Source organism: Rothia sp. HMSC078H08, from assembly GCF_001808955.1.
Classification (GTDB): Bacteria; Actinomycetota; Actinomycetes; order Actinomycetales; family Micrococcaceae; genus Rothia.
Genome location: NZ_KV795257.1, coordinates 262,515 through 282,773, shown reverse-complemented (window position 1 = coordinate 282,773; position 20,259 = coordinate 262,515). Strand labels below are relative to the sequence as shown.

The window sequence follows — 20,259 nt, the reverse complement described above, 5'->3', positions numbered from 1 at the left end:
GAAATACTCACGCTATCGATATAGTAAGCCTGTCCTAACAGTGTCGATAGTATGGATACACACCAATGAAGATTTTCACATCTGGCACCCGCCTCTCCAAGGGAGCCTGCGCCCTCGCTGTCGCTGGCGCTGTCGCCCTGCCCCTGGCACCCGTTCTCGCCGAGAACATTAATATCGCTGCCCAGAACGTTGCCGCACAGAACGTCGCTGCAGGCGACCAGGCAACTGCAGGCGCGTCCTTCGGCTGGGGCGTGCGCGCCTCCTTCCTGTCCTACAACGGTATGCCCCGCGAAATGACCGACGGCGCAGCCTGGGACGCAACTGCAAAGCAGTTCACCTTCACCCCGACCTCCACCACCGTCTCTGAAGACGGCAAGCAGGTCACCCTGCAGGCTGCCGGCCGCCTCTGGTTCACCGGCCACTGCGCCGAAGGTCAAGACCCCGAAACTGGTTGCGCCCTGAACCTCACCTTCTCCAACCCCCGCGTGGAACTGAACCTTGCTGACGGCACCGGCTCCCTCTACATGACCGTGCGCACCAAAAACTACGCCTCCGGCAAGTTCGAGGGCCCCATGGAAGTCAAGATGGCGACCCTGAGCACCGGCACCGCCAAGCAGAGCGAGAAGGACGGTGTGGTCAGCATCAGCGGCATCTCCGCGAACCTGACCGCCGACGGTAACCACGCCTTCTCCGACTTCTACAACGAAGGCGCTAGCCTCGACCCGCTGAGCATCTCCTACAACGGTAGCGCAGCTAACACCCCCAAGAGCGCCTACAGCGTCGCCGAGTCTTACAACACCGGCGCGGGCGTGAACCTGCCCCAGAACACCGCACGTCTGGGCCAGAACCACATCGTGCACGTGGCACCCCCGAGCTTCGGCGGCGACACCACCTACACCGTGCTGACCAGCTCCAACCTGAAGATGACCGACACCGGCGTCCTGAAGGCCAACAAGGGCGTTTTCGCGGTGGATGCTGACGGCAACCGCATGCTCGTCATCAACAGTGAGACCAACAAGCCCGAGCTGTACACCGTAACCGCCGAAGGTAAGCTCGTCTCCTCCGGCACCTACTCCGACGCAGACCTCGGCACCACCACCGTCAAGGCAATCGGCTACAACCCCGCCAACAACACCTGGGGCATCGTCAGCATTGACGGCCAGGGCGGCGGCAAGCTGACCATCATTGATGCATCCGGCAAGGCAACCTCGCAGGCTCTGCCGAAGCCCGACTCTATCGACCCGCAGGTTGTGAACGCATACTCGCTCGACGAGTACTACGGCGACTCGTTCTCCAACAACACCGTGACCCTCGCACCGCTGCCCGACGGCAGCTTCGTGTACGCGCCGTCGACTTCCATCTACGATGCGGCCGGCGAAAAGGCGGTTCAGAAGGGTCACCTGCTGCACATGAGCAGCAACGGCGTGTCCCTGGTGCCGAACTCTTCACCCGCAGGCTACGACACCGCCCTGCCCTCGACCCTGGTCAGCCCCAAGGGCTACATTTACCGTTGGAACAACTGGTACGGCGGTAAGGTGCAGATCCTCAAGTACGAGAACGGCACTTTCAGCGTGGTCCGTGAGTCCGCAACTCTTGAGGGCTTCGAGAAGACCGAGGTTGCCACCATGTTCCTGACCCGTGCGGGCAACGTGGTTGTGGTGGACGCATCCGGCTCCCGCCTGGTGTTCATGGATGAGACCCTGAACAAGGTGAACGAGGTGGTGCTCTCCTCGATGCGCAAGACCGACAAGAGCGGCGGCTACAACGCTCTCGAGCTGCCCAACGGCGATATTATCTACCCGACCAGCTTCGAGAACCCGAACACCTACGAGGATCAGCTGTGGCTGAACCGCCTGGCAGCGAACTCGGCACCGACCCCGGCACCCGAGCCGACCAAGGCACCTGAGCCGACCGTTGCTCCCACCGTAGCTCCGACCGTGGCACCGACTGCTGAGCCGACTGCCGCGCCTTCTGCTGAGCCTACCGTCACTGCGGAGCCGACTGTTGCTCCGACCGAGGCACCGACCGCAGAGCCCACTAAGTCTGCTGAGCCGACTGTCGCGCCCACCGTGGCACCGACTGCAGAGCCTAGCAAGACTGCAGAACCGACCGTGGCACCGACCGAGGTTCCCTCTGCAACTGCTGAGCCGACCGTCGAGCCCTCGGCAACTGCAGAGCCTAGCGTGACCGCAGAACCTTCTGCAGAGCCGACTATGGAGCCTTCCGCAACCGCTGAGCCCACCAAGACTGCAGAACCCACCGCAGTGCCTTCGGAGGAGCCCACCTCGCCGTCTCTGCCGACCGCATCCGTGGCACCTTCTGTAGCACCTTCTGCAACTCCGAGCGCATCGGTGAGCGCTTCCCCGACCGCGGTTCCGAGCATTCCCGCCGTGACCCCCTCGGTGAGCGCGTCTGCATCGGCGTCCGCTAGCGCGTCTGCTTCTTCGAGCGCTTCTGCGAGTGCATCGAGCTCCGCAAGCAGCTCCAGTAGCGCTTCGGTGACCGCATCGGCTAGCGAGTCTGCATCTGCGAGTGCATCCGCGTCCGCGAGTGCTTCCGCGAGCGAGTCTGCATCCGCGAGCGCTTCTGCTTCTGAGAGCAGCACCGCCGACCAGAACGCAGCCGGCCACAAGGGCGGCTCCAACGGCGGTTCTGACGCAGGTTCCGGCACCTCCGACAACTTGGGTGTGAGCGGCTCCAATGGCGGCTCCTCTAACGGTGGTTCTTCCGCAGGTGGTTCCTCGACCTCCGGTAGCTCCTCCTCGAAGCTGGCACAGACCGGCGCATCCGGCGCTATGTTCGCCGCAGCAGCTGGTGCTATCACCCTGGCTGCGGGTACCGCACTGGTCGTGGCTCGCCGCCGCAAGAGCTAAAATTTAGCCTTCGTGCAACACCCCGCTTCGCCACTCGTGTTCATGAGTGGGGGAGCGGGGTGTTCCTTTCATACAATGGAAATATGACTATTCTGAATGTAATCGCAACTTCGCACGGCACTGACTCGGTCGCCGGTCGTGAAGCTATCACGCTGATTCGTGAGCAGATCAAGTTCCTGCTTGCCCAGCGTAATGACGGCGTGGAGTACCGTGTCCACGCCGCATATGTGGATGTGGAATCTCCCAGCGTTGATGATGCCGCAGCTTCCCTGCCCAATGATGAGCCCTGCGTGATCGTGCCGATTCTGCTGTCGACCGGCTTCCACACTCAGGTGGATTTGCGCCGTGCCGCACGCAATAGCGGTATTGAGCGTATTAGCATTGGTGAGTCGCTGGGCCCGGATGCGCGCCTTGCCGCTCTGACTCGCGCTCGCCTGGAGGAAATTGGCTGGACTCCCGGCGATGGCCCTGTGGTTCAGGGTGCTGCGGGTTCTTCTCGTGCAGATGGTCGCGCGGATATGAGCCGTGCGGCTGAGCTGCTGGCTGAGGAGTTGCACGTTCCGGTGCATCACGGCTTCGTTGCCGCGATTGATCCGAAGTTCCACGAGGTTGTTGCCGAGCATCAGCCTAAATTTGCTGCGACCTACCTGCTGGCGGAGGGTTTCTTCTCCGGTAAGATGCGCCGTGACGCTGAGTCGACCGGTGTGCCGGTGAAGGTTGCCGCGCCGCTGGTGAACGCGCAGGGTGGTGCTTCTGCTGCCGTGGTGGCGGAGTGCTTTATTGACCGCATGGATGCGGCTATTGCGCAGCTGGACGCCGCCTAGCTGTTCGCCCAATTTAGTTTGGGGCTTCTAAAAGCACATACAAAAAACCTCGGGAGGTGATTCTCCCGAGGTTTTTTGTATGTAGCTGAAGTAGCTGAGTGCTTAGGCAGTCTTGAGGTAGACGTCGCCGTCGCGGACCTCTACGGGGTAGACCTTGATGGAGTAGGAGGGGTCGGAGACGCACTCGCCGGTGGTCAGGTCGTAGACCTCCTTGTAGAGGGGGGAGGTGATGGTGGGGTTGCCGTTCTTCTCGCCGACGATGCCGCGTGCGAGGACCAGTGCCTGGCTGTGCGGGTCGAGGTGGTCGCTGGCGAAGATGCCGTGCTTGGTCTTGTAAATCGCGTACTGGTAGCCGTCGACCAGGGCGACTTCACCCCAGTTTTCTTCGAGGTCAGATTCGGCGCAGATGCGTACCCAGTTCTCAGCCATGGGGGTTTCCTTTCGAAGCGGTGGTCTGCGCCGCGCGGGTGCAGGACACAATAACGGTTCGTGTGTTCTTTGTTTGGAGTTTACCTTATGAAACCCACATTTGGAAATGGGGCACGCGGAGGGTGCTAAAGGTTATTTTTACCCTAAAAAGACAATCTCAAATTTCATAGATTAGCCTTACCTAAATTAAGTTTAGGTAAGGTAAGAATACCCTATTTCAGCCCGGTATTCCGCGGATTTTTTGGAAAATTTTCCCAAAAAATACGGATTTTCGATGCTTCGAGCCCGCGCTAGAGTGTACGATAAAAGTCGTAGTTAAAAACGCCTTTTGACTGCCTGGAAAAAACAACATAATCCCACACAAAAATGTTTCGTAATTTTCAGATGCATTCTAAAGAAGCGGGCGCTCCAACTACTCGGTACGCATCAGGTACGAGCCCAACGGTACGGAAACTAGGAGTTCCAATGCGGGGCACGATCCAGTCGCACACTGAGGGTAGATAAGTGCCATGAACTACCTGCATTACAACTAGGAAGGAAAATCCATGTCGCACACCCCCCGCAACATTCTCGTTGTCGGCGCAGGCCCCGCTGCGTGGCGTTTTGTACGCGCGTACCACGAAGGCGCTGAAGCTGCCGGTCGCGCAGCGGACACCATCACCGTCCTCAACGATGAGCCCTACATCCCCTACGACCGCGTTGCTATCGAGAAGATTTTCAAGGACACCGAGAAGGACCTGACCCTCGGTGACCCCGAACTGTGGAATGCAGAGAACATCAACCTGGTCAACAACTGCCACGCAGAGAAGCTTGACCGCACCCGCCGCGTCGTCACCGACACCGAGGGCAACGAGTACCCCTACGACGTGCTGGTCTTCGCGACCGGTTCCCGCGCGGTTCGTATCCCCATTCTTAACTCGGACGCCGCACACGTCTTCCGCACCATTGACGACGTGAAGAACATGGTCTCCGAGGTCAACCGTCTGCAGTCCACCCTGGGCCGCGCACCCCGCGGTATCGTCGTCGGTGGCGGTCTGCTCGGCCTCGAAGCAGCTGAGGGTCTGAAGGACCTGGGCGCAGAGCCCACCATTCTGGATGTGGCTCCCTGGCTGCTTTCCGTTGAGGTGGACCAGGGCGGCGGTTACGCCGTGAACGCCCAGATCAAGGCAACCGGCATTGATATTGAGACCGGCGTGTTCATCTCCGGCATCAACAAGGATGCCGACGGTAACGTCGTCTCCGTCTCCATCGCAGACTCTCCCTCCGAGGACGCAAACATCCGCACCCTGCCCGCCGACATGGTGGTCTTCGGTGCCGGTATTCGCCCCAACGACGAGCTGGCACGCGACGCCGACCTGGCACTGGGCGAGCGCGGCGGTATTCTCGTCAACGACGCATGCCACTCCTCCGACGAGCACATTTGGGCTATCGGTGAGGTCGCCTGCGTACTGGGCCGCACCTGGGGTCTGGTCGCACCGGCTAACGCTATGGCTGACGCTGTGGCAGCTAACCTGCTCAACGACAACGAAGAAGCTCAGGTTGAAGAGTTCGACATCGCAACCAAGTTGAAGTTCTCCGGCGTTCAGGTCGCTGGCTTCGGTGACCGCCGCGGCACCACCGAGGGTTGCCTCGAGGTTCTGTTCGCAGACCCCGCACGCGGCATGTACCAGAAGATCGTGACTAGCGGCGACGCAAAGACCCTGCTCGGTGGCGTGTTCGTCGGTGACACCGCTCCCTTCGACTCCCTTAAGCCCCTGCTCGGCCGCGAACTGCCCGCTGAACCGAACGTTTACCTGACCGCAGCTGGCGGCGGCGACGGCATCCCCGACACCGAACTGCCCGACGACGCAATCCTGTGTTCCTGCAACAACATCAGCTTCGGTGCTGTCCGCGAGGCTATCGTTGACGGCAACCACGATGTTGCATCCCTGAAGTCCTGCACCACCGCGGGTACCCAGTGTGGTTCCTGTGTTCCGATGCTGCAGAAGACTCTGGAACAGCAGATGAAGAAGATGGGTCTGACCGTCTCCAAGGCACTGTGTGAGCACTTCGACTTCTCCCGTGCAGAGCTGGCTGAGGCTGTACGCCTGACCAGCCTGGATGACTTCGACTCCGTGCTGGCACGCTTCGGCCGCGGCGGCGACGGCTGTGCAATCTGTAAGCCGACCGTTGCGTCGATTCTCTCCTCCTTCCGCAACTCCTACGTCCTGGACGCAGGCCGCGGTGGTATTCAGGAGACCAACGACCGTGCGCTGGCGAACATGCAGAAGAACGGTACCTACTCCGTCGTTCCGCGTATTCCCGCAGGTGAGATTCCCGCTAAGAAGCTGGGCGTCATCGCAGAGGTCGCTGAAGAGTTCGGTCTGTACGTGAAGATCACCGGTGCACAGCGTATCGGTATGTTCGGTGCTCGCCTGGAGCAGCTGCCCTACATTTGGGAGCGCCTGGTGGACGCTGGCTTCGAGTCCGGTCAGGCATACGGTAAGTCCCTGCGTAACGTGAAGTCCTGCATGGGTTCGACCTGGTGCCGCTTCGGTGTTCAGGACTCTACCGGCATGGCAGTCCAGCTGGAGAACCGTTACCGCGGTCTGCGTTCCCCGCACAAGTTCAAGTTCGGTGTTTCCGGTTGTAACCGTGAATGTGCCGAGGCACAGGGCAAGGACGTTGGTCTGATTGCAACCACCAACGGCTGGAACCTGTACCTGGGCGGTAACGGTGGTGCGAACCCCGCTCACGGTCGCCTCTTCGTCAAGGATGCTTCCAGCGAGGACATCATCCGCTACATTGACCGCTACCTGATGTACTACATCCGTACCGCAGACAAGCTGCAGCGTACCGCTCGCTGGCTTGAGGATCTGGATGAGGAGCACGGCGACGGTCTGGCACACCTGCAGTCCGTCCTCATTGAGGACTCCCTGGGCGTGTGCGAGGACCTGGAGCGCGACATGCAGCGTCACGTTGACTCCTACGAGGACGAGTGGGCAGCAACCCTGCGCGACGAGCGCCGCCTGCGCCGCTTCCGTGCCTTCATCAACGAGCCCAACGGCAGCGACGAAGGTTCGCACCTGTACGTGCTGGAGCGCGAGCAGATTCGCCCCGCAACCCCCGAGGAGATTGCGGCGGCAGAAGCTGGCGAGTCCGACACTGTCCTGCTGACCGGTGCCAAGATTCCCGTGGGTAAGCCCAGTGACCTCAACCCGGTCCCGGCAGCATAGTATGTGCCCGAAGATTCCTCCGTTCCCGCCCCGCGAGTTCGCCACGATTGACGAGGTGCTCGCGGGCGGGGCGCCCGGGCACAGCCTGGACGATAGCGTGACGGAACGCGGCATTCTTCTGCCCGGCGAGCCTGCTGAGAACCCCGGCAAGGTCTACATTGTGGGTGGTGGCCCCGGTGCCGCTGACCTGCTGACCCTGCGTGCGGCGCGTGCCCTGAGCGAGGCGGACGTGGTTCTTCTGGATCACCTCGCCCCGCAGGAGTACGGCGAGTACGCACCGAACGCCCTCATCGTTGATGTGGGCAAGGTTCCCGGTAAGCACGCTGTTCCGCAGTCCCGCATTCAGCAGCTCATGATTGATTACGCGCTCTCGGGTAAGACCGTGGTGCGTTTGAAGGGCGGCGACCCGTACGTGTACGGTCGCGGCGCTGAAGAGCTGGATGCGTGCATCGCCGCCGGCCTGGAGGCTGAGGTTATCCCCGGCATTACCAGCGCCATTGCGGTTCCTGCGCGTGCTGCGATTCCGGTGACCCTGCGTAAGGTATCCTCGATTTTCACCGTCATTTCTGGTCACTCCGGCCTGTCGGAGACCGAAGTGTCGGCGGTTGAGGCGACCCTGCGTGCCCAGGGCACCGTGGTGCTGCTGATGGGCGTTCGTACCCTGCCCGATACGGTGGCGTCTCTGCTCTCTCGTGGGATTGAGGCTGACACGCCGCTGGCAACCATTGAGAACGGTTTCTCTGAGAAGGAGCGCGTGACTGTCACGACCCTTGAGAACGCTCAGGTAGATTGCGCATCGGTTAAGGCGCCGGCTATTACCGTCATCGGTGAGGTCGTGCATTATGCTCGCGATAATCAGAACCGCTTTGTGAGCGAGGTTCACGAGCGTCTGCGTGAGCGTTCCACCTCCTAGAGGCGGTGCGCCAGATAGTATTGCACGGCCCCGCATCCTTGGTTTTCCTAGTTGCCAAGGGGCGGGGCTGTTGCTGTGCCTGCTGTTATTGCTGCGCGTAGATGCTAGATGTTGGGCGACTGAGGCGCGCACAGGCGCAGTGGCGCCGGGAGCGCCGCGGCACAAAAACATACGAAAGCGGGGCGGGTATCAACTGATACCCGCCCCGCTTTCGTCAGGGGTGTTGCTCTCAGCGCCTAGATCTTGAAGTCGTTGCTGCTGCCGGAACTGCCGGAGCTACCGGAGCCACTGGACTTGCTTGCAGAAGAAGATGCAGAGGGACCCTCAAAGACCTTGCGGAATCGGTCGCTGTACTCCGACACGAAGTACTCGCGGCTAGTCACGCGCCACTTGCCCTCGGCGTACACCACGTAAATCACGACATCCAGGGTGCTTGCCTTCTGAACCTCACCGGTACCCTTCTGGTAGATGGTGTATTCCTTCACAACATCCCGGCAGGGGAACGCCACAACAGCCAAATCGGAAGAGGCAAGAGCCTTCGCATTTAGATCGTCACGGATGCTCAGCTTGCTCTCGTAGTCCTTAGTCCAACCGCCCGCGGCGTAGAGCCTAGCAATAGCCTTCAGGTTGTTGACCAGACCGCTGTCAGCGCCGTGGACCAGACCCTTGAGGTACTGCAGATCGCCGCTGTACATCGCGGCAATGTACGCGCTCTGGTAAGCAGCCAGGGTCTTGTAGGCGCCCTCGAGGGAGACGGTACGCTGAGCCACCGTATCAATGACCGGGATTGGGACGTTTTTCGCGGGGGAGGTGTCGGTCGGCTCAACATAGTGTGCAATGGCGGGCTTGTACTCGTACTTGACGTCGCCAATGTACTTCTTATAGTCCTTCAAGAACTCGTCGGGCGGAATAATCTTCGCGGTGGTACGGCTGGACGAGGACGAAGACGAAGCGGATGCCGAAGCCGAGGCAGACTCAGAAGGCGACGCAGAAGCCGAAGCCGAGGGGGAGGCGGAAGCGCTCGGGGAACCGGAGAAAGTATCACCGGTACCGGTGGGGCGAATATCCTTGTTGAAAGCGCATCCTGCCAGGGCGAAAGCGCCGGCGGTCAGACCGCCCAAGAGCGCGGCGCGGCGGGTCAACATGTTTCGGTCGTTAGCAGAGGGGCTGGTGTGTGCACTCGGCCGGAAGGACATGGTATCTCCTGAAAGTGGTTGATCGAGGTAACTCGCAACGCTGCGATGCGTACGAGAGACTCTTCCTCATCGTTTTGTATGGTGCGCGGTACAGGGGGGGTACCGGGATACGGGTGTGCCGGAGCGTGAACTGCGGCGGTATGAAGTATCCACTTCTTACTATAGAAGACTGGTTTTAAAACTTCGTCAAAAAACCCTGGACATTGTCTTTAAGGCACAATAACCCAAAGTCGGTGAGGTGCAGGGGGAACTGTGCCTCAACGACTTTGGGCTAGCGCGTATGAAATTGGTGAGATGGGGCGGCTCTCGACCGGGGGTATTAGACCCCTGCGGATTTAGACCTTAGTGGAGCCGCGACCCGAAGAACCGCTAGAACCAGCGGAACCGGAACCTCCGGAACTAGAAGAGTCGGAAGAATCGGAAGAGCCCTTGCCGCCATTCAGACGCTCGTTCAGATAGTCGTTGCCGATTCGCCACCACTTACCCTCGGTGTAGAGCATCACGTGCGGAATGGCTACCTGAGTAATCGCCGGTATCTTGCGTTCGGAGCCGTCCGGTTGATGGATGGCGGTGGCAGAATACTTGGCGTCCATCATGATTTCTACGTAGCCGTCACCGTTCTTCAGGGCAGTTCGCGGCTCCGTATTCCGCATGGAAATAGTGCACGTGAAGTCCATGTACCAGCCGTTCTGCTCATACAGTTCCTTGACCGCCTTGACCTCATCAATGGCGCTCTTGTCTGCCGGGTAGGTCAGCTCAATCGCCTGATCCGCGTAGCGGCCATCCTTGAGCGTGGTGATCTGGGCGCTGTAGTAGGCGCGCAACGTCTCGTAGGCGCCCTGGAAGGTCGGGTCCTCACGGTGCGGAACGGTCTTGAGAGGCTTGGGTACGTTCTTCGCAGGGGAAGAATCCGTTGCGGGCTGGTACTCGCCCATGTATTCGCCGGTCAGCTTCAGGGGTCCGGGGTACTTCTGCCAGCCCTCGACCAGCGCATCCTCGGAGACGGGTACGCGTGCCGCACTGGACGAGCTGCTCTTAGCGCTTGCTGAAGCGCTCGCAGAGGACGTAGCGGTAGCAGACTGTGAAGCAGCTGGTGAACTAGATGCAGAAGCGGTCGCGCTCGCGGACGGGGTGGGGGAGCCTACCTTAGCTTTTGCTTCTTCGCTCAGCGGGCGAATATCGGAGGCGCAACCAGCCATGAGGGAAACCGCGCCACCGAGTAGCAGGGTGCGGCGGCTTAAGAGGCGGGAAGTAGCGGAACGGGTACTCGAAGAGCGGTCGGGTGAGAGCATCGGTGAACTCCTTGATTTTTTCCGAGGCAGGCTCGGGGCACCCGGCGGCGGGCGCGTGGTTGTATGGCGTGTTGGATGAGGTCGTGAAAGGGGTGAAAACTTCGGGCAAATGCCGCGGTTTCAGACCCTGTCCGGAAGTGACCTCGGGTGTACCTCACGCCGTGGGCTAGAGGTACTGGTGAACTCATCTTTGAGACTGCTGTGGTCGCGCCCCGGTGAGAGGGTAGATGTTATCGAATCATCATTGATGTGTTACACGATTCATTTTAGACTATTTTGAGCTCAAAATGCACGAAAAAGCACCTTAGTAATCCCTGAGAGCCTATGGGGCATTCAAGATATCAATCACTGTAAAGTATTACGGCTGCCCCCTGCTGGTGAGGAGTTATGTGATGGAGGCGACTACTTGGCGAGGGGGTTGCGCGCATGTCGAGCTAAGTGATTTCGGTCATATTTATGACTTGAAAAATAAAAGAGCTGCGCCTCAGTATTTCCAAAAGGCGGGGGAGAGGAGGGTGTTTAGTTTAATCTTCTGACCGTAAGGAAGTCTTCAATAGTCCAGAAGAAATACCCGATTCAATAAGGGGAAACCCGCTCGGCAATCCCCAAATATGCACTCTATTCACCCGCTATGCATTGCTGAACCATCCGGAAAAACCGGTTCCCACACGGAATACTGAGGGGATGAAAACTTGCAGAGGTGAATATCTAGTGGAATTACATCGGTGTTCACCCCATATCTTGTGGTTGTACCGACACTAATCCCGCAGGCTCCCTTGAAAAAATTGAAACCCACTTAAAGCAACACGCAAGGAATGTAAAAACATACATCCTTAAACACGCCCGAGTGCGGGGTGGGGCAAGACCCCTTAAGCCCCCTACTCGCTCTAGATATCGCCGAACGAAGAACCATTCTGTTTTGCGCCTCCAGTATCGGTGCATTAGAAAAGTGCTGTTCAAACCCACACCCCGCGGGGTTGCATACAGACACAAAAGCCACATAAACTATTAGTGTTTGCAACGACCCGGCCATCCCCGGCGAGCAATTCGGAAGAACGGACCGCACCTGCGGACACCCGCCAATCGCTGCGGCGAGGGTGTCTTAGCGGAAGAGATGTAGTCCCAGTAGAACCGGACGGTTAAGCCCGATATAGCTGTAATAAGCGACTGATACCCGCCCAACGCGCCGCTCTTCCGGTGGCTAGGTATCGCGGACATACACCGCGGCACCCCGTAGCCCCGGGAGGGTTCGGTGCGTTGAGCTGTTAAATCAGTAAGCAAGGTGGTACCGCGCCGCATCCTGCCCCCGGCACAGCCCGGATCAGTCAGTGATGCCCAGGCGTCCTTGCACCCGTCATGTCAATCCTCACCCGCTGAAACGGCGCGGACGACGAGTGCTACGTACCCTGTCGCCCCAGCCTCTCAGCGTTGAGAACAACAGATAAGGGCGCACCCAATGTCTAACGTATACCCCAAGGCGAGTGCCTTCGAAGCCGCAGGAAGCGGCGTCACCGCATCGCCTAAGTTCCCCGCGCTGGAAGAAGCAGTCCTCGACTACTGGAAGAAGGACAACACCTTCGCTGCATCCGTCGAGAACCGCCCCGCAGGCGAAAACGGCGAAAACGAATTCGTCTTCTACGACGGCCCTCCCTTCGCTAACGGCCTACCCCACTACGGTCACCTGCTCACCGGTTACGCCAAGGACCTCGTCGCGCGCTACCAGACCCAGCGCGGCCACAAGGTAGAACGCCGCTTCGGCTGGGACACCCACGGCCTGCCCGCAGAACTCGAGGCAATGAAGCAGCTCGGCATGACCGACAAGCGCGAAATCCTCGAAATGGGCATCGACAACTTCAACGACGCTGCCCGCGCATCCGTGCTCAAGTACACCAACGAGTGGGAAAAGTACGTCACCCGCCAGGCACGCTGGGTCGACTTCGAAAACGACTACAAGACCCTGAACGTCGAGTACATGGAGTCCGTCATCTGGGCGTTCAAGCGCCTCTACGACAAGGGCCTGACCTACCAGGGCTTCCGCGTGCTGCCCTACTGCTGGAAGGACGAGACCCCCCTCTCCAACCACGAGCTGCGCATGGACGACGACGTGTACAAGGACCGCCAGGATCAGACCGTCACCGTCGCATTCCGCCTCACCGCAGACACCGCCCTCGGTGCTGACGAGAAGGTCGCCGCAGAACTCGACGGCGTCGAAGCACTCGCATGGACCACCACCCCCTGGACCCTGCCCACCAACCAGGCGCTCGCCGTTGGACCCGAGATTGAATACTCCGTCGTGCCCGGCGCGGGCAAGTTTGAGGGCCGCTCCTTCCTGATTGCCTCCGACCTGCTCGGCTCCTACGCCAAGGATCTCGGCTACGAAGGCGACCAGCCCGAAAAGGACGCAGCCGCAGCCGTCACCGCACGCTACACCGGCTCCCAGCTCGAGCACGTACGCTACACCCCGCTGTGGGACTACTTCGCAGACACCGAAAAGTGGGGCACCGAAACCTCCTGGCAGATCCTCGTCGCCGACTACGTCACCACCGGTGACGGTACCGGCATCGTCCACCAGGCACCCGCCTACGGCGAAGACGACCAGAAGGTCTGTGAAGGCTACGGCATCCCCGTGATTCTCTCCCTCGACGAAGGCGCAAAGTTCCTGAACCTCTTCGCCGAGCCCACCGCCTCCGGCACCACCGCCCTGGCTGAGATTGCAGGCGTGCAGGCATTCGACGCGAACCGCACCATTATCAACGCCCTCAAGGCAGATGACGTGCTGATTCGTGAGAAGTCCTACGTGCACTCCTACCCGCACTGCTGGCGCTGCCGCACCCCGCTCATCTACCGTGCAATCACCTCCTGGTACGTGAAGGTCACCGACTTCAAGGACCGCATGTACGAGCTGAACAAGCAGATCAACTGGATCCCCGAAAACGTGAAGTACGGCCAGTTCGGCAAGTGGGTTGAGAACGCACGCGACTGGTCCATCTCCCGTAACCGCTTCTGGGGCTCCCCGATTCCCGTGTGGGTTTCGGACGACCCGAACTACCCGCGCATGGACGTGTACGGCTCCCTCGAAGAGCTCAAGGCAGACTTCGGCCGACTGCCCCTGAACAAGGATGGCGAACCCGACCTGCACCGCCCGTACATTGACGAGCTGACCCGCCCGAACCCGGACGACCCGACCGGTAAGTCCACCATGCGCCGCGTGGAAGACGTGCTCGACGTCTGGTTCGACTCCGGCTCCATGCCCTACGCACAGGTGCACTACCCCTTCGAGAACCAGGAATGGTTCGAGAACCACTACCCGGCAGACTTCATCGTCGAGTACATCGGTCAGACCCGCGGCTGGTTCTACGTGCTGCACGTACTGGCGACCGCGCTCTTCGACCGCCCCGCGTTCAAGAACGTCATCAGCCACGGTATTGTGCTCGGCTCGGACGGTCAGAAGATGTCCAAGTCCCTGCGTAACTACCCGGACGTCTCCGAGGTCCTCGACCGCGACGGCTCCGACGCGATGCGCTGGTTCCTGATGTCCTCCCCGATCCTGCGCGGCGGCAACCTGATCGTGACCGAGCAGGGCATCCGCGAGGGTGTTCGCCAGGTCATGCTGCCGTTGTGGAACGTCTACCACTTCTTCGCCCTGTACGCTAACGCCGCCAACAACGGCGAAGGCTACAGCGCAAAGCTCAAGTACGACTCGCAGCATGTGATGGACCGCTTCATCCTCGGCAAGACCCGCGAACTCATCGAGCAGGTCACTGCAGCGATGGACTCCTACGACATCTGGAACGCCTGCGAATCCCTGCGCCAGTACGCCGACGCACTGACCAACTGGTACGTGCGCCGCTCCCGCGAGCGCTTCTTCAACGAAGACACCGACGCATTCGACACCCTCTACACCGCACTGGTGACCGTGTCGAAGGTCGCCGCGTCCCTGCTGCCGCTCAGCAGCGAGGAAATCTACCGCGGCCTCACCGGTGAACGCTCTGTGCACCTGGCTGACTGGCCCGAGGCATCTGCTTTCGCTGATGAGTCCGACCTGCTGGCTCTCATGCAGACCGTGCGTGAGGTCTGCTCCGCCGGTTCGGCACTGCGCAAGGAAAAGAAGATCCGCGTGCGCCAGCCGCTACAGAAGATGACCGTGGCGATTGCACCCGAGCAGTTCGCAGCCCTGGGCACCGCTTTCGGTGAGAAGGGCGCGGAGTACTTCGCGAACATCGTCGAGGACGAGCTGAACCTGCGCCAGGTGGAGCTGGTCAGCGCCGACACCGTCGACCCCGCCGACTACGGCATCTCCCAGCAGCTGAAGGTCAACGCACGTGCGGCAGGTCCGCGCCTGGGCAAGCAGGTGCAGGTTGCCATTAAGGCATCCAAGTCCGGTGACTGGGCCGTGACCGAGGACGGTACCGTCCTGGTCGGCGTGGCAGCTCTGGACGGCGGCCTGGCTCTGGAAGAGGGCGAATACGAGCTGGCAACCGTGGTTGCCGCTGACGCTGAGGGTGCTGAGCACACTGCAGCTGCGGTTCTGCCCGGCGGCTTCCTGGTCCTCAACATTGAGCTGACCGACGAGCTGGTTGCCGAGGGTATCGCCCGCGACACCATCCGCGCTATTCAGCAGGCACGTAAGGACGCCGACCTGAACGTTGCGGACCGCATCAACCTGAGCATCGCGGCACCGGAGGAAACTCTGGCAGCTCTGCGCGCCAACGAAGCACTGGTGACCGGTGAAACCCTCGCCGTGTCCCTGCAGCTGAGCGAAGCAGCCGAGCTGAGCATTAGCGTAGCCAAGGCATAAAACGCCTGAACCGTACGGCCGTCCCGCCCCCTTCACGGGCGGGGCGGCCCGTCGTCTATCCCGCCGCACGGTTATCCTGCCGCACGGTGGGCCCCTGCCGGCACCGACCGGCTATCCCAGTGAGGAGAACAATGAGCGAGAAGAATTACCCCGCAATTCCCGACCCCGAGGGCGTGGAGCGGGTCTACGGTGAACTGCTGGCGCGAGCACCCGAAAACAAGATGGCGCCGCGCCTGGACGCCGTGGCGCGCGCCGTCGAAATCCTCGGCGACGTGCACCGTGCCGCGCCGGTCATCCACATCACCGGCACGAACGGCAAGACCAGCACCGCCCGCATGATTGAGGCGCTGCTGCTCGGCCACGATCTGCGCGTGGGCCGCTTTACCAGCCCGCACCTCGAAAGCGTCACCGAGCGTATCTGCATTAACGGCGCGCCCGTACCGGATGCCACCTTTGTGCGTATTTGGAAGGAAATCGCCCCTTACCTGCAGATTGTGGACGCGGAGATGACCTCCCGCGGCGAGCCCGCCCTGACCTTCTTCGAGTCCGTTACCGTGCTTGCCTTCGCGATTTTCGCGGATGAGCCGGTGGATGTGGTGGTGCTTGAAGTCGGTATCGGCGGCACTTGGGACTCCACGAACGTTGCCGACGGCGTGGTTTCCGTGGTCACCCCGATCGGTCTGGACCACACCGATATGCTCGGCGAAACCCTCGCCGAGATCGCAACCGAAAAGTCCGGCATTATCAAGCCCGGCGGCTTCCTGGTTTCTGCCGCACAGGACCCGGAAGCGGCGGATGTGCTACTCGCCTCTGCCCGCGAGAAGGAAGCATCCTTCGCCTTTGAGGGCGTGGAGTTCGGCATTGTCTCCCGTGAGCTTGCGGTCGGCGGTCAGCTGCTGACCCTGCGCGGCCTGGCGGGCGAGTACCCGGATGTGCCGCTGTCCCTGCACGGTGCGCATCAGGCGCAGAACGCCGTGGTGGCTCTCGCCGCCGTGGAGGCGTTCTTCGGCGGTCAGCGTCAGCTGCCCGAGGACGTGGTGCGTACCGCGTTTGAGACGGTGCGTTCGCCGGGTCGTCTGGAGGTTGTACGCACCGAGCCGCTGACCATCCTGGACGCGGGCCACAACCCGCACGGCGTGCGTGCGTCCGCGGCTGCGCTGACTGAGGCGTTCAAGCTTTCGCACCTGCACGCGGTGGTTGGCATCCTGGGTGAGAAGGATGCGCTGGGCATGTTTGAGACCATGCGCGAAGAGTATGTTGACGCTTCGGACGGTACGTTCCGCCTGTATCTGGCGGCGTCGGATTCGCCACGTGCGATTGCCCCGGAGCGCCTGCACGAGCTCGCCCTGGACGCTGGTCTGGACGAAGACTCGATTGAGGTGTTCGAGCACCTGGACGAGGCGATTGCCACCGCCATGGAGAACGCCCTCTTCGAGCAGGAGTCGGCGGGCGTGCTGATTACCGGTTCGATTACGGTCATCGGTGAGGCGCGTACCCTGCTGGCTGCGCATGAGCAGGCGAAGACCCCCGGCGCTGAGGCTGAGGAGCTACCGGATGAGCTGCCCGCCGAGGGCGCTTATGCGGGTTCTGCGGGTGCGGCGTCGGCTTCGACTCTGGCTGCCGCGGCGGCTGCGGCTGCCTCTGCTGAGCCGGATGAGCTGCTGGACGGCATCATGGCTGAGCTGGGTGGCGAGTCTGCGGCGGGTTCTTCGCTGGAGGATTCGCTGGGCCTGCCGCTGGGTGACTCGTACACCGATGATTTCTTCGGTGATGCTGATTCCGAGGACGATGCGGATCACTAAAGCGACCTGTTGAGGTTGCAGAGATGAGGCGGGGTGCCGCCCTCTAGCTGGTTTTACCGGCTGGGGGAGTGGCGCCCCGCTTTTGCGTGCATACATACTCGCGCTCAAACCCAAGGATCCCCACCCACCCATAAATCGAAAATAACGAAAAATTGTGGGCACCGGGGGCGCAAAACCGGGCACGCCTTGGCGTCACGGTGCTATATTCGCTGAGGCGCCGGCCCCAACGCCTGAGGCCGCACCAACACACCCGCACACATACGCATACCAGCGACGGTATGCCACATAGCGAAAGGCACCCATCATGCCCGCACCCTTCACCGATTTGATCGGCACCGATTCGTTCACCGAGTCCCTACGCCAGGAGAACCTCGACACCTGGCTTTCCGCCACGAATCACCGCTTTGTTGCTGAGCTTTTTGACGGCTCGATCGCCCCGCAGGTCATGGCGGGGTACCTGGTGCAGGACTACCGTTTCCTCGATACCTTCCTCGCCCTGATTGGTGGCGCGATTGCTAACGCTGATACTCTCGCGGGTCGCCTGCGCTTGGCGCAGTTTGCCGGCGAGATTGCGGGCGATGAGAACACCTACTTCCTGCGTTGTTTTGAAACTCTCGGCGTGACTGAGCATCAGCGTGATTCCATGCCCGATACGGAGGCGACCACCGGCTTCAAGCGTCTCTTCCTCGACGCGGCGGCTAGCGGCAGCTACGCGGCGATCCTGTCGGTGCTGGTGGTTTGCGAGGGCCTGTACCTGGATTGGGCGTCGAAGGCTCCCGCCAAGCGTCCTGAATCTTTTGTGCACCACGAGTGGATTAGCCTTCACGACTACCCGGAGTTTCGTGAGCTGGTTGATTTCCTGCGCCGCGAACTGGACCGTGTGGGCCCGTCGGATGCGCAGGCTGCCCGCGAGTTCTTTAGCCGCGCGGTGGAGCTGGAGCAGCTGTTCTTTGATGAGTCGTACACCCACCCGCTGCCCTAACGCACTGCCCTCACGTGCCGTCTGTGCGCTCCACGGTAGTTGCCGTGGGAGCCGCCGCGCGTCGATGAGGCGAATGCCATAGAAAACATGCGCACCATGCCCCGGAAGGTCCCGCCCGCCGCTACGTTGCGGGCTCCTTCCGGGGCTTTTGTGTTTAAGGTACGTCACAAAAACGCGCCTATTTGCATGATCTGAGGCGTCATATAGTAAATGTAGAAGCTAATGGCGTGCTATTGAGCAATGTGAGAGGCTAGGATAAATGGGGTACTGCTTCCGGGGTGCTGGCTATGCCGCGCCGGTGAGTATCACCGTAAAACACTATCTAAAGGAGTCGTATGAGTACCGCCGCATCGAGTACTACCGAGCCCACCCACGCTGAGGCTGAGAACGAAGCGCAGCACGGGCATGCGGGAACCCCGGGCAGCTACTCAGACCGACAGCTCGGATTCTGGCTGGTTGGCGCCGGCCTGATTGCACTCATTTCTTCAGCGATTCTGGTGTATGAGCGGCTGCAGATTTACATTGATGCCGGCCACTCCACGGTCTGCGATATTAACGCCCTGCTCAGCTGCGGCACGGTGATGCGCACGCCGCAGGCGGAAGCTTTCGGCTTCCCGAACCCGTTCATTGGCCTGGTGGGCTTCTCGATTGTGGTGACTATCGGCGCCGCGATGATGGCGGGGGCACGCTTCAAGAAGTGGTTCTGGGTGTGCATGAACATTGGTTTGGCTGCGGCAACCGCATTCATTATGTGGCTGTGGTACCAGACGACCTTCCAGATTAACGCGCTGTGCCTGTTCTGCATGATTGTGTGGGTTATGACCATCACGCTTTTTGTGAAGACCACGGTCCGCAATATTTCGGCGGGTGTTATTCCGGCGTCGCAGTCGATGCGTGAGAGCGCTCGCGGCTGGTCCTGGTTTGCGATTAGCCTGTGGCTGATCCTGATTTTCGGCATTATTGTGATCCGCTTCTTTGAGGTCATTGTGAATATGATGCGCTAAGCGTTCATCTTTGAGCTTGGTTTGAGGGCTGATGCCCCGAACGTGCAACGCCCCGGTGCCTGTTGGTGCCGGGGCGTTGTTGCGTCTGCGGGCGGGTGAGGCTGCGCAGAATACGCCGGGCTGATCGTGCCGGGCAGAATACGCCGGGCTGGGGCGCCGGGTAGTGGGGGGGGGGAGGTGCCGGTGACTTTGCCGGTGGCGGTCAGCGGGGAGGCGGCGCGGGTGCGTATAATGGTCAGGTATATTCTTGAGCGGCATCAGTCGGAGCCGTCCGCGGGGTTCACCTGCGGCGTTACCTGCCTGCCGTTCTGCTGGACACTAGATTCTTGATACCCCTTCGAGGAGACCCGTGAAGACTGCCGGAATTGCCGCAATGGGCGCTGCTGCCGTTATTTTTCTGACTGCCCTGCTGTTGCTGACCGCCGGTCACTTCTCGCTGCTGTGGGTGATTCTGCTGGTGGTTTCTCCGTTTGTTTTCATTCTGGGTGTTCCGTTTGCGACCGGTTCCGGTCCGGAGTACCTGCCGACCGACCCGAAGCTTGCTCAGCAGGCTCGTGAGGCGCGCGATGCGGAGCTGGGTCTGGACTAGCCCCTCCTCTGAAAGTTTTTTGAAGCCGGGTAGTGCGTAGTGGCACGCCCGGCTTTGCTGTACCCGCTAGACGGCCGCCGTAATGTGTCCCGCCGCAATGTGCCCCGCGTATCCTGCCGGGAGGTGGAGCCCAGATAGGATGGGCGGGGTGGCTTAGAGGTACCCTCTACCGGGTATAATGGAACACGGTGTCTTGTGCGCCCCGCACGCGCATAAAGATCCCCACCAACGCATCGAGGGAGAGTACCCGAAGAGCGCCGGCTATAAGCCGCGGAGCATAACTGTCGCACCGCGCGGGCCGCCCGCCTCGGCGAAGAAACCCGAAGACCGGCAGAGCACCCA

At 60.9% G+C, this 20,259-nt stretch carries 12 protein-coding genes; 9 read left to right on the top strand and 3 right to left on the bottom strand.

Annotated features, from left to right (window positions below):
* Positions 1-65 precede the first annotated feature (65 nt).
* On the top strand, positions 66-2,873 hold the full coding sequence (locus tag HMPREF2528_RS07935) for an HtaA domain-containing protein (protein ID WP_070543692.1): 2,808 nt from the start codon (positions 66-68) through the stop codon (positions 2,871-2,873).
* A gap of 83 nt (positions 2,874-2,956) precedes the next feature.
* Entirely contained in the window at positions 2,957-3,697 is a 741-nt protein-coding gene (locus tag HMPREF2528_RS07930; protein WP_246822926.1) for a sirohydrochlorin chelatase, read from the top strand.
* A gap of 102 nt (positions 3,698-3,799) precedes the next feature.
* Here HMPREF2528_RS07930 and nirD read toward each other — a convergent pair whose 3' ends face one another.
* A complete protein-coding gene (nirD, locus tag HMPREF2528_RS07925) occupies positions 3,800-4,126 on the bottom strand; it encodes a nitrite reductase small subunit NirD (protein WP_049350096.1) in 327 nt (108 codons plus the stop codon).
* 545 nt (positions 4,127-4,671) lie between these two features.
* Between nirD and nirB the strand changes: the two genes are divergently transcribed.
* The gene (nirB, locus tag HMPREF2528_RS07920) at positions 4,672-7,341 is read left to right on the top strand and encodes a nitrite reductase large subunit NirB (protein ID WP_070543690.1); all 2,670 of its coding nucleotides are present in this window, start codon (positions 4,672-4,674) and stop codon (positions 7,339-7,341) included.
* Between the two features lies 1 nt (position 7,342).
* The gene (gene cobA / locus HMPREF2528_RS07915) at positions 7,343-8,254 is read left to right on the top strand and encodes a uroporphyrinogen-III C-methyltransferase (protein ID WP_049352392.1); all 912 of its coding nucleotides are present in this window, start codon (positions 7,343-7,345) and stop codon (positions 8,252-8,254) included.
* Positions 8,255-8,490: 236 nt separating this feature from the next.
* Here the strand turns inward: cobA and HMPREF2528_RS07910 are convergent, their stop codons facing one another.
* Positions 8,491-9,450 (bottom strand): DUF6318 family protein, encoded by a 960-nt coding sequence (locus tag HMPREF2528_RS07910; protein ID WP_070543689.1) that lies wholly within the window; start codon positions 9,448-9,450, stop codon positions 8,491-8,493.
* Between the two features lie 335 nt (positions 9,451-9,785).
* Positions 9,786-10,742 (bottom strand): DUF6318 family protein, encoded by a 957-nt coding sequence (locus tag HMPREF2528_RS07905; protein ID WP_070543688.1) that lies wholly within the window; start codon positions 10,740-10,742, stop codon positions 9,786-9,788.
* 1,456 nt (positions 10,743-12,198) lie between these two features.
* Between HMPREF2528_RS07905 and ileS the strand changes: the two genes are divergently transcribed.
* The 5 genes from ileS (at position 12,199) to HMPREF2528_RS07880 (ending at position 19,917) form a co-directional block, all read left to right on the top strand.
* A complete protein-coding gene (gene ileS / locus HMPREF2528_RS07900; RefSeq protein WP_070543687.1) occupies positions 12,199-15,540 on the top strand; it encodes an isoleucine--tRNA ligase in 3,342 nt (1,113 codons plus the stop codon).
* A gap of 131 nt (positions 15,541-15,671) precedes the next feature.
* Complete coding sequence (locus tag HMPREF2528_RS07895; protein ID WP_070543686.1) at positions 15,672-17,342, top strand: bifunctional folylpolyglutamate synthase/dihydrofolate synthase; 1,671 nt, start codon at positions 15,672-15,674, stop codon at positions 17,340-17,342.
* Between the two features lie 304 nt (positions 17,343-17,646).
* Positions 17,647-18,324, top strand: coding sequence for a TenA family protein (locus HMPREF2528_RS07890; RefSeq protein WP_070543685.1), 678 nt, complete (start codon positions 17,647-17,649; stop codon positions 18,322-18,324).
* 335 nt (positions 18,325-18,659) lie between these two features.
* On the top strand, positions 18,660-19,328 hold the full coding sequence (locus tag HMPREF2528_RS07885) for a vitamin K epoxide reductase family protein (RefSeq protein WP_070543684.1): 669 nt from the start codon (positions 18,660-18,662) through the stop codon (positions 19,326-19,328).
* A 349-nt stretch (positions 19,329-19,677) separates the two neighbouring features.
* Positions 19,678-19,917 (top strand): hypothetical protein, encoded by a 240-nt coding sequence (locus HMPREF2528_RS07880; protein ID WP_005505761.1) that lies wholly within the window; start codon positions 19,678-19,680, stop codon positions 19,915-19,917.
* The last annotated feature ends 342 nt before the right edge of the window (positions 19,918-20,259 follow it).

Excerpts from the sequence above, each read along its gene's own strand:
- HMPREF2528_RS07935 (WP_070543692.1), top strand. The coding sequence starts at position 66 with ATGAAGATTTTCACATCTGGCACCCGCCTCTCCAAGGGAGCCTGCGCC.
- HMPREF2528_RS07930 (WP_246822926.1), top strand. The coding sequence starts at position 2,957 with ATGACTATTCTGAATGTAATCGCAACTTCGCACGGCACTGACTCGGTC.
- nirD (WP_049350096.1), bottom strand. The coding sequence starts at position 4,126 with ATGGCTGAGAACTGGGTACGCATCTGCGCCGAATCTGACCTCGAAGAA.
- nirB (WP_070543690.1), top strand. The coding sequence starts at position 4,672 with ATGTCGCACACCCCCCGCAACATTCTCGTTGTCGGCGCAGGCCCCGCT.
- cobA (WP_049352392.1), top strand. The coding sequence starts at position 7,343 with ATGTGCCCGAAGATTCCTCCGTTCCCGCCCCGCGAGTTCGCCACGATT.
- HMPREF2528_RS07910 (WP_070543689.1), bottom strand. The coding sequence starts at position 9,450 with ATGTCCTTCCGGCCGAGTGCACACACCAGCCCCTCTGCTAACGACCGA.
- HMPREF2528_RS07905 (WP_070543688.1), bottom strand. The coding sequence starts at position 10,742 with ATGCTCTCACCCGACCGCTCTTCGAGTACCCGTTCCGCTACTTCCCGC.
- ileS (WP_070543687.1), top strand. The coding sequence starts at position 12,199 with ATGTCTAACGTATACCCCAAGGCGAGTGCCTTCGAAGCCGCAGGAAGC.
- HMPREF2528_RS07895 (WP_070543686.1), top strand. The coding sequence starts at position 15,672 with ATGAGCGAGAAGAATTACCCCGCAATTCCCGACCCCGAGGGCGTGGAG.
- HMPREF2528_RS07890 (WP_070543685.1), top strand. The coding sequence starts at position 17,647 with ATGCCCGCACCCTTCACCGATTTGATCGGCACCGATTCGTTCACCGAG.
- HMPREF2528_RS07885 (WP_070543684.1), top strand. The coding sequence starts at position 18,660 with ATGAGTACCGCCGCATCGAGTACTACCGAGCCCACCCACGCTGAGGCT.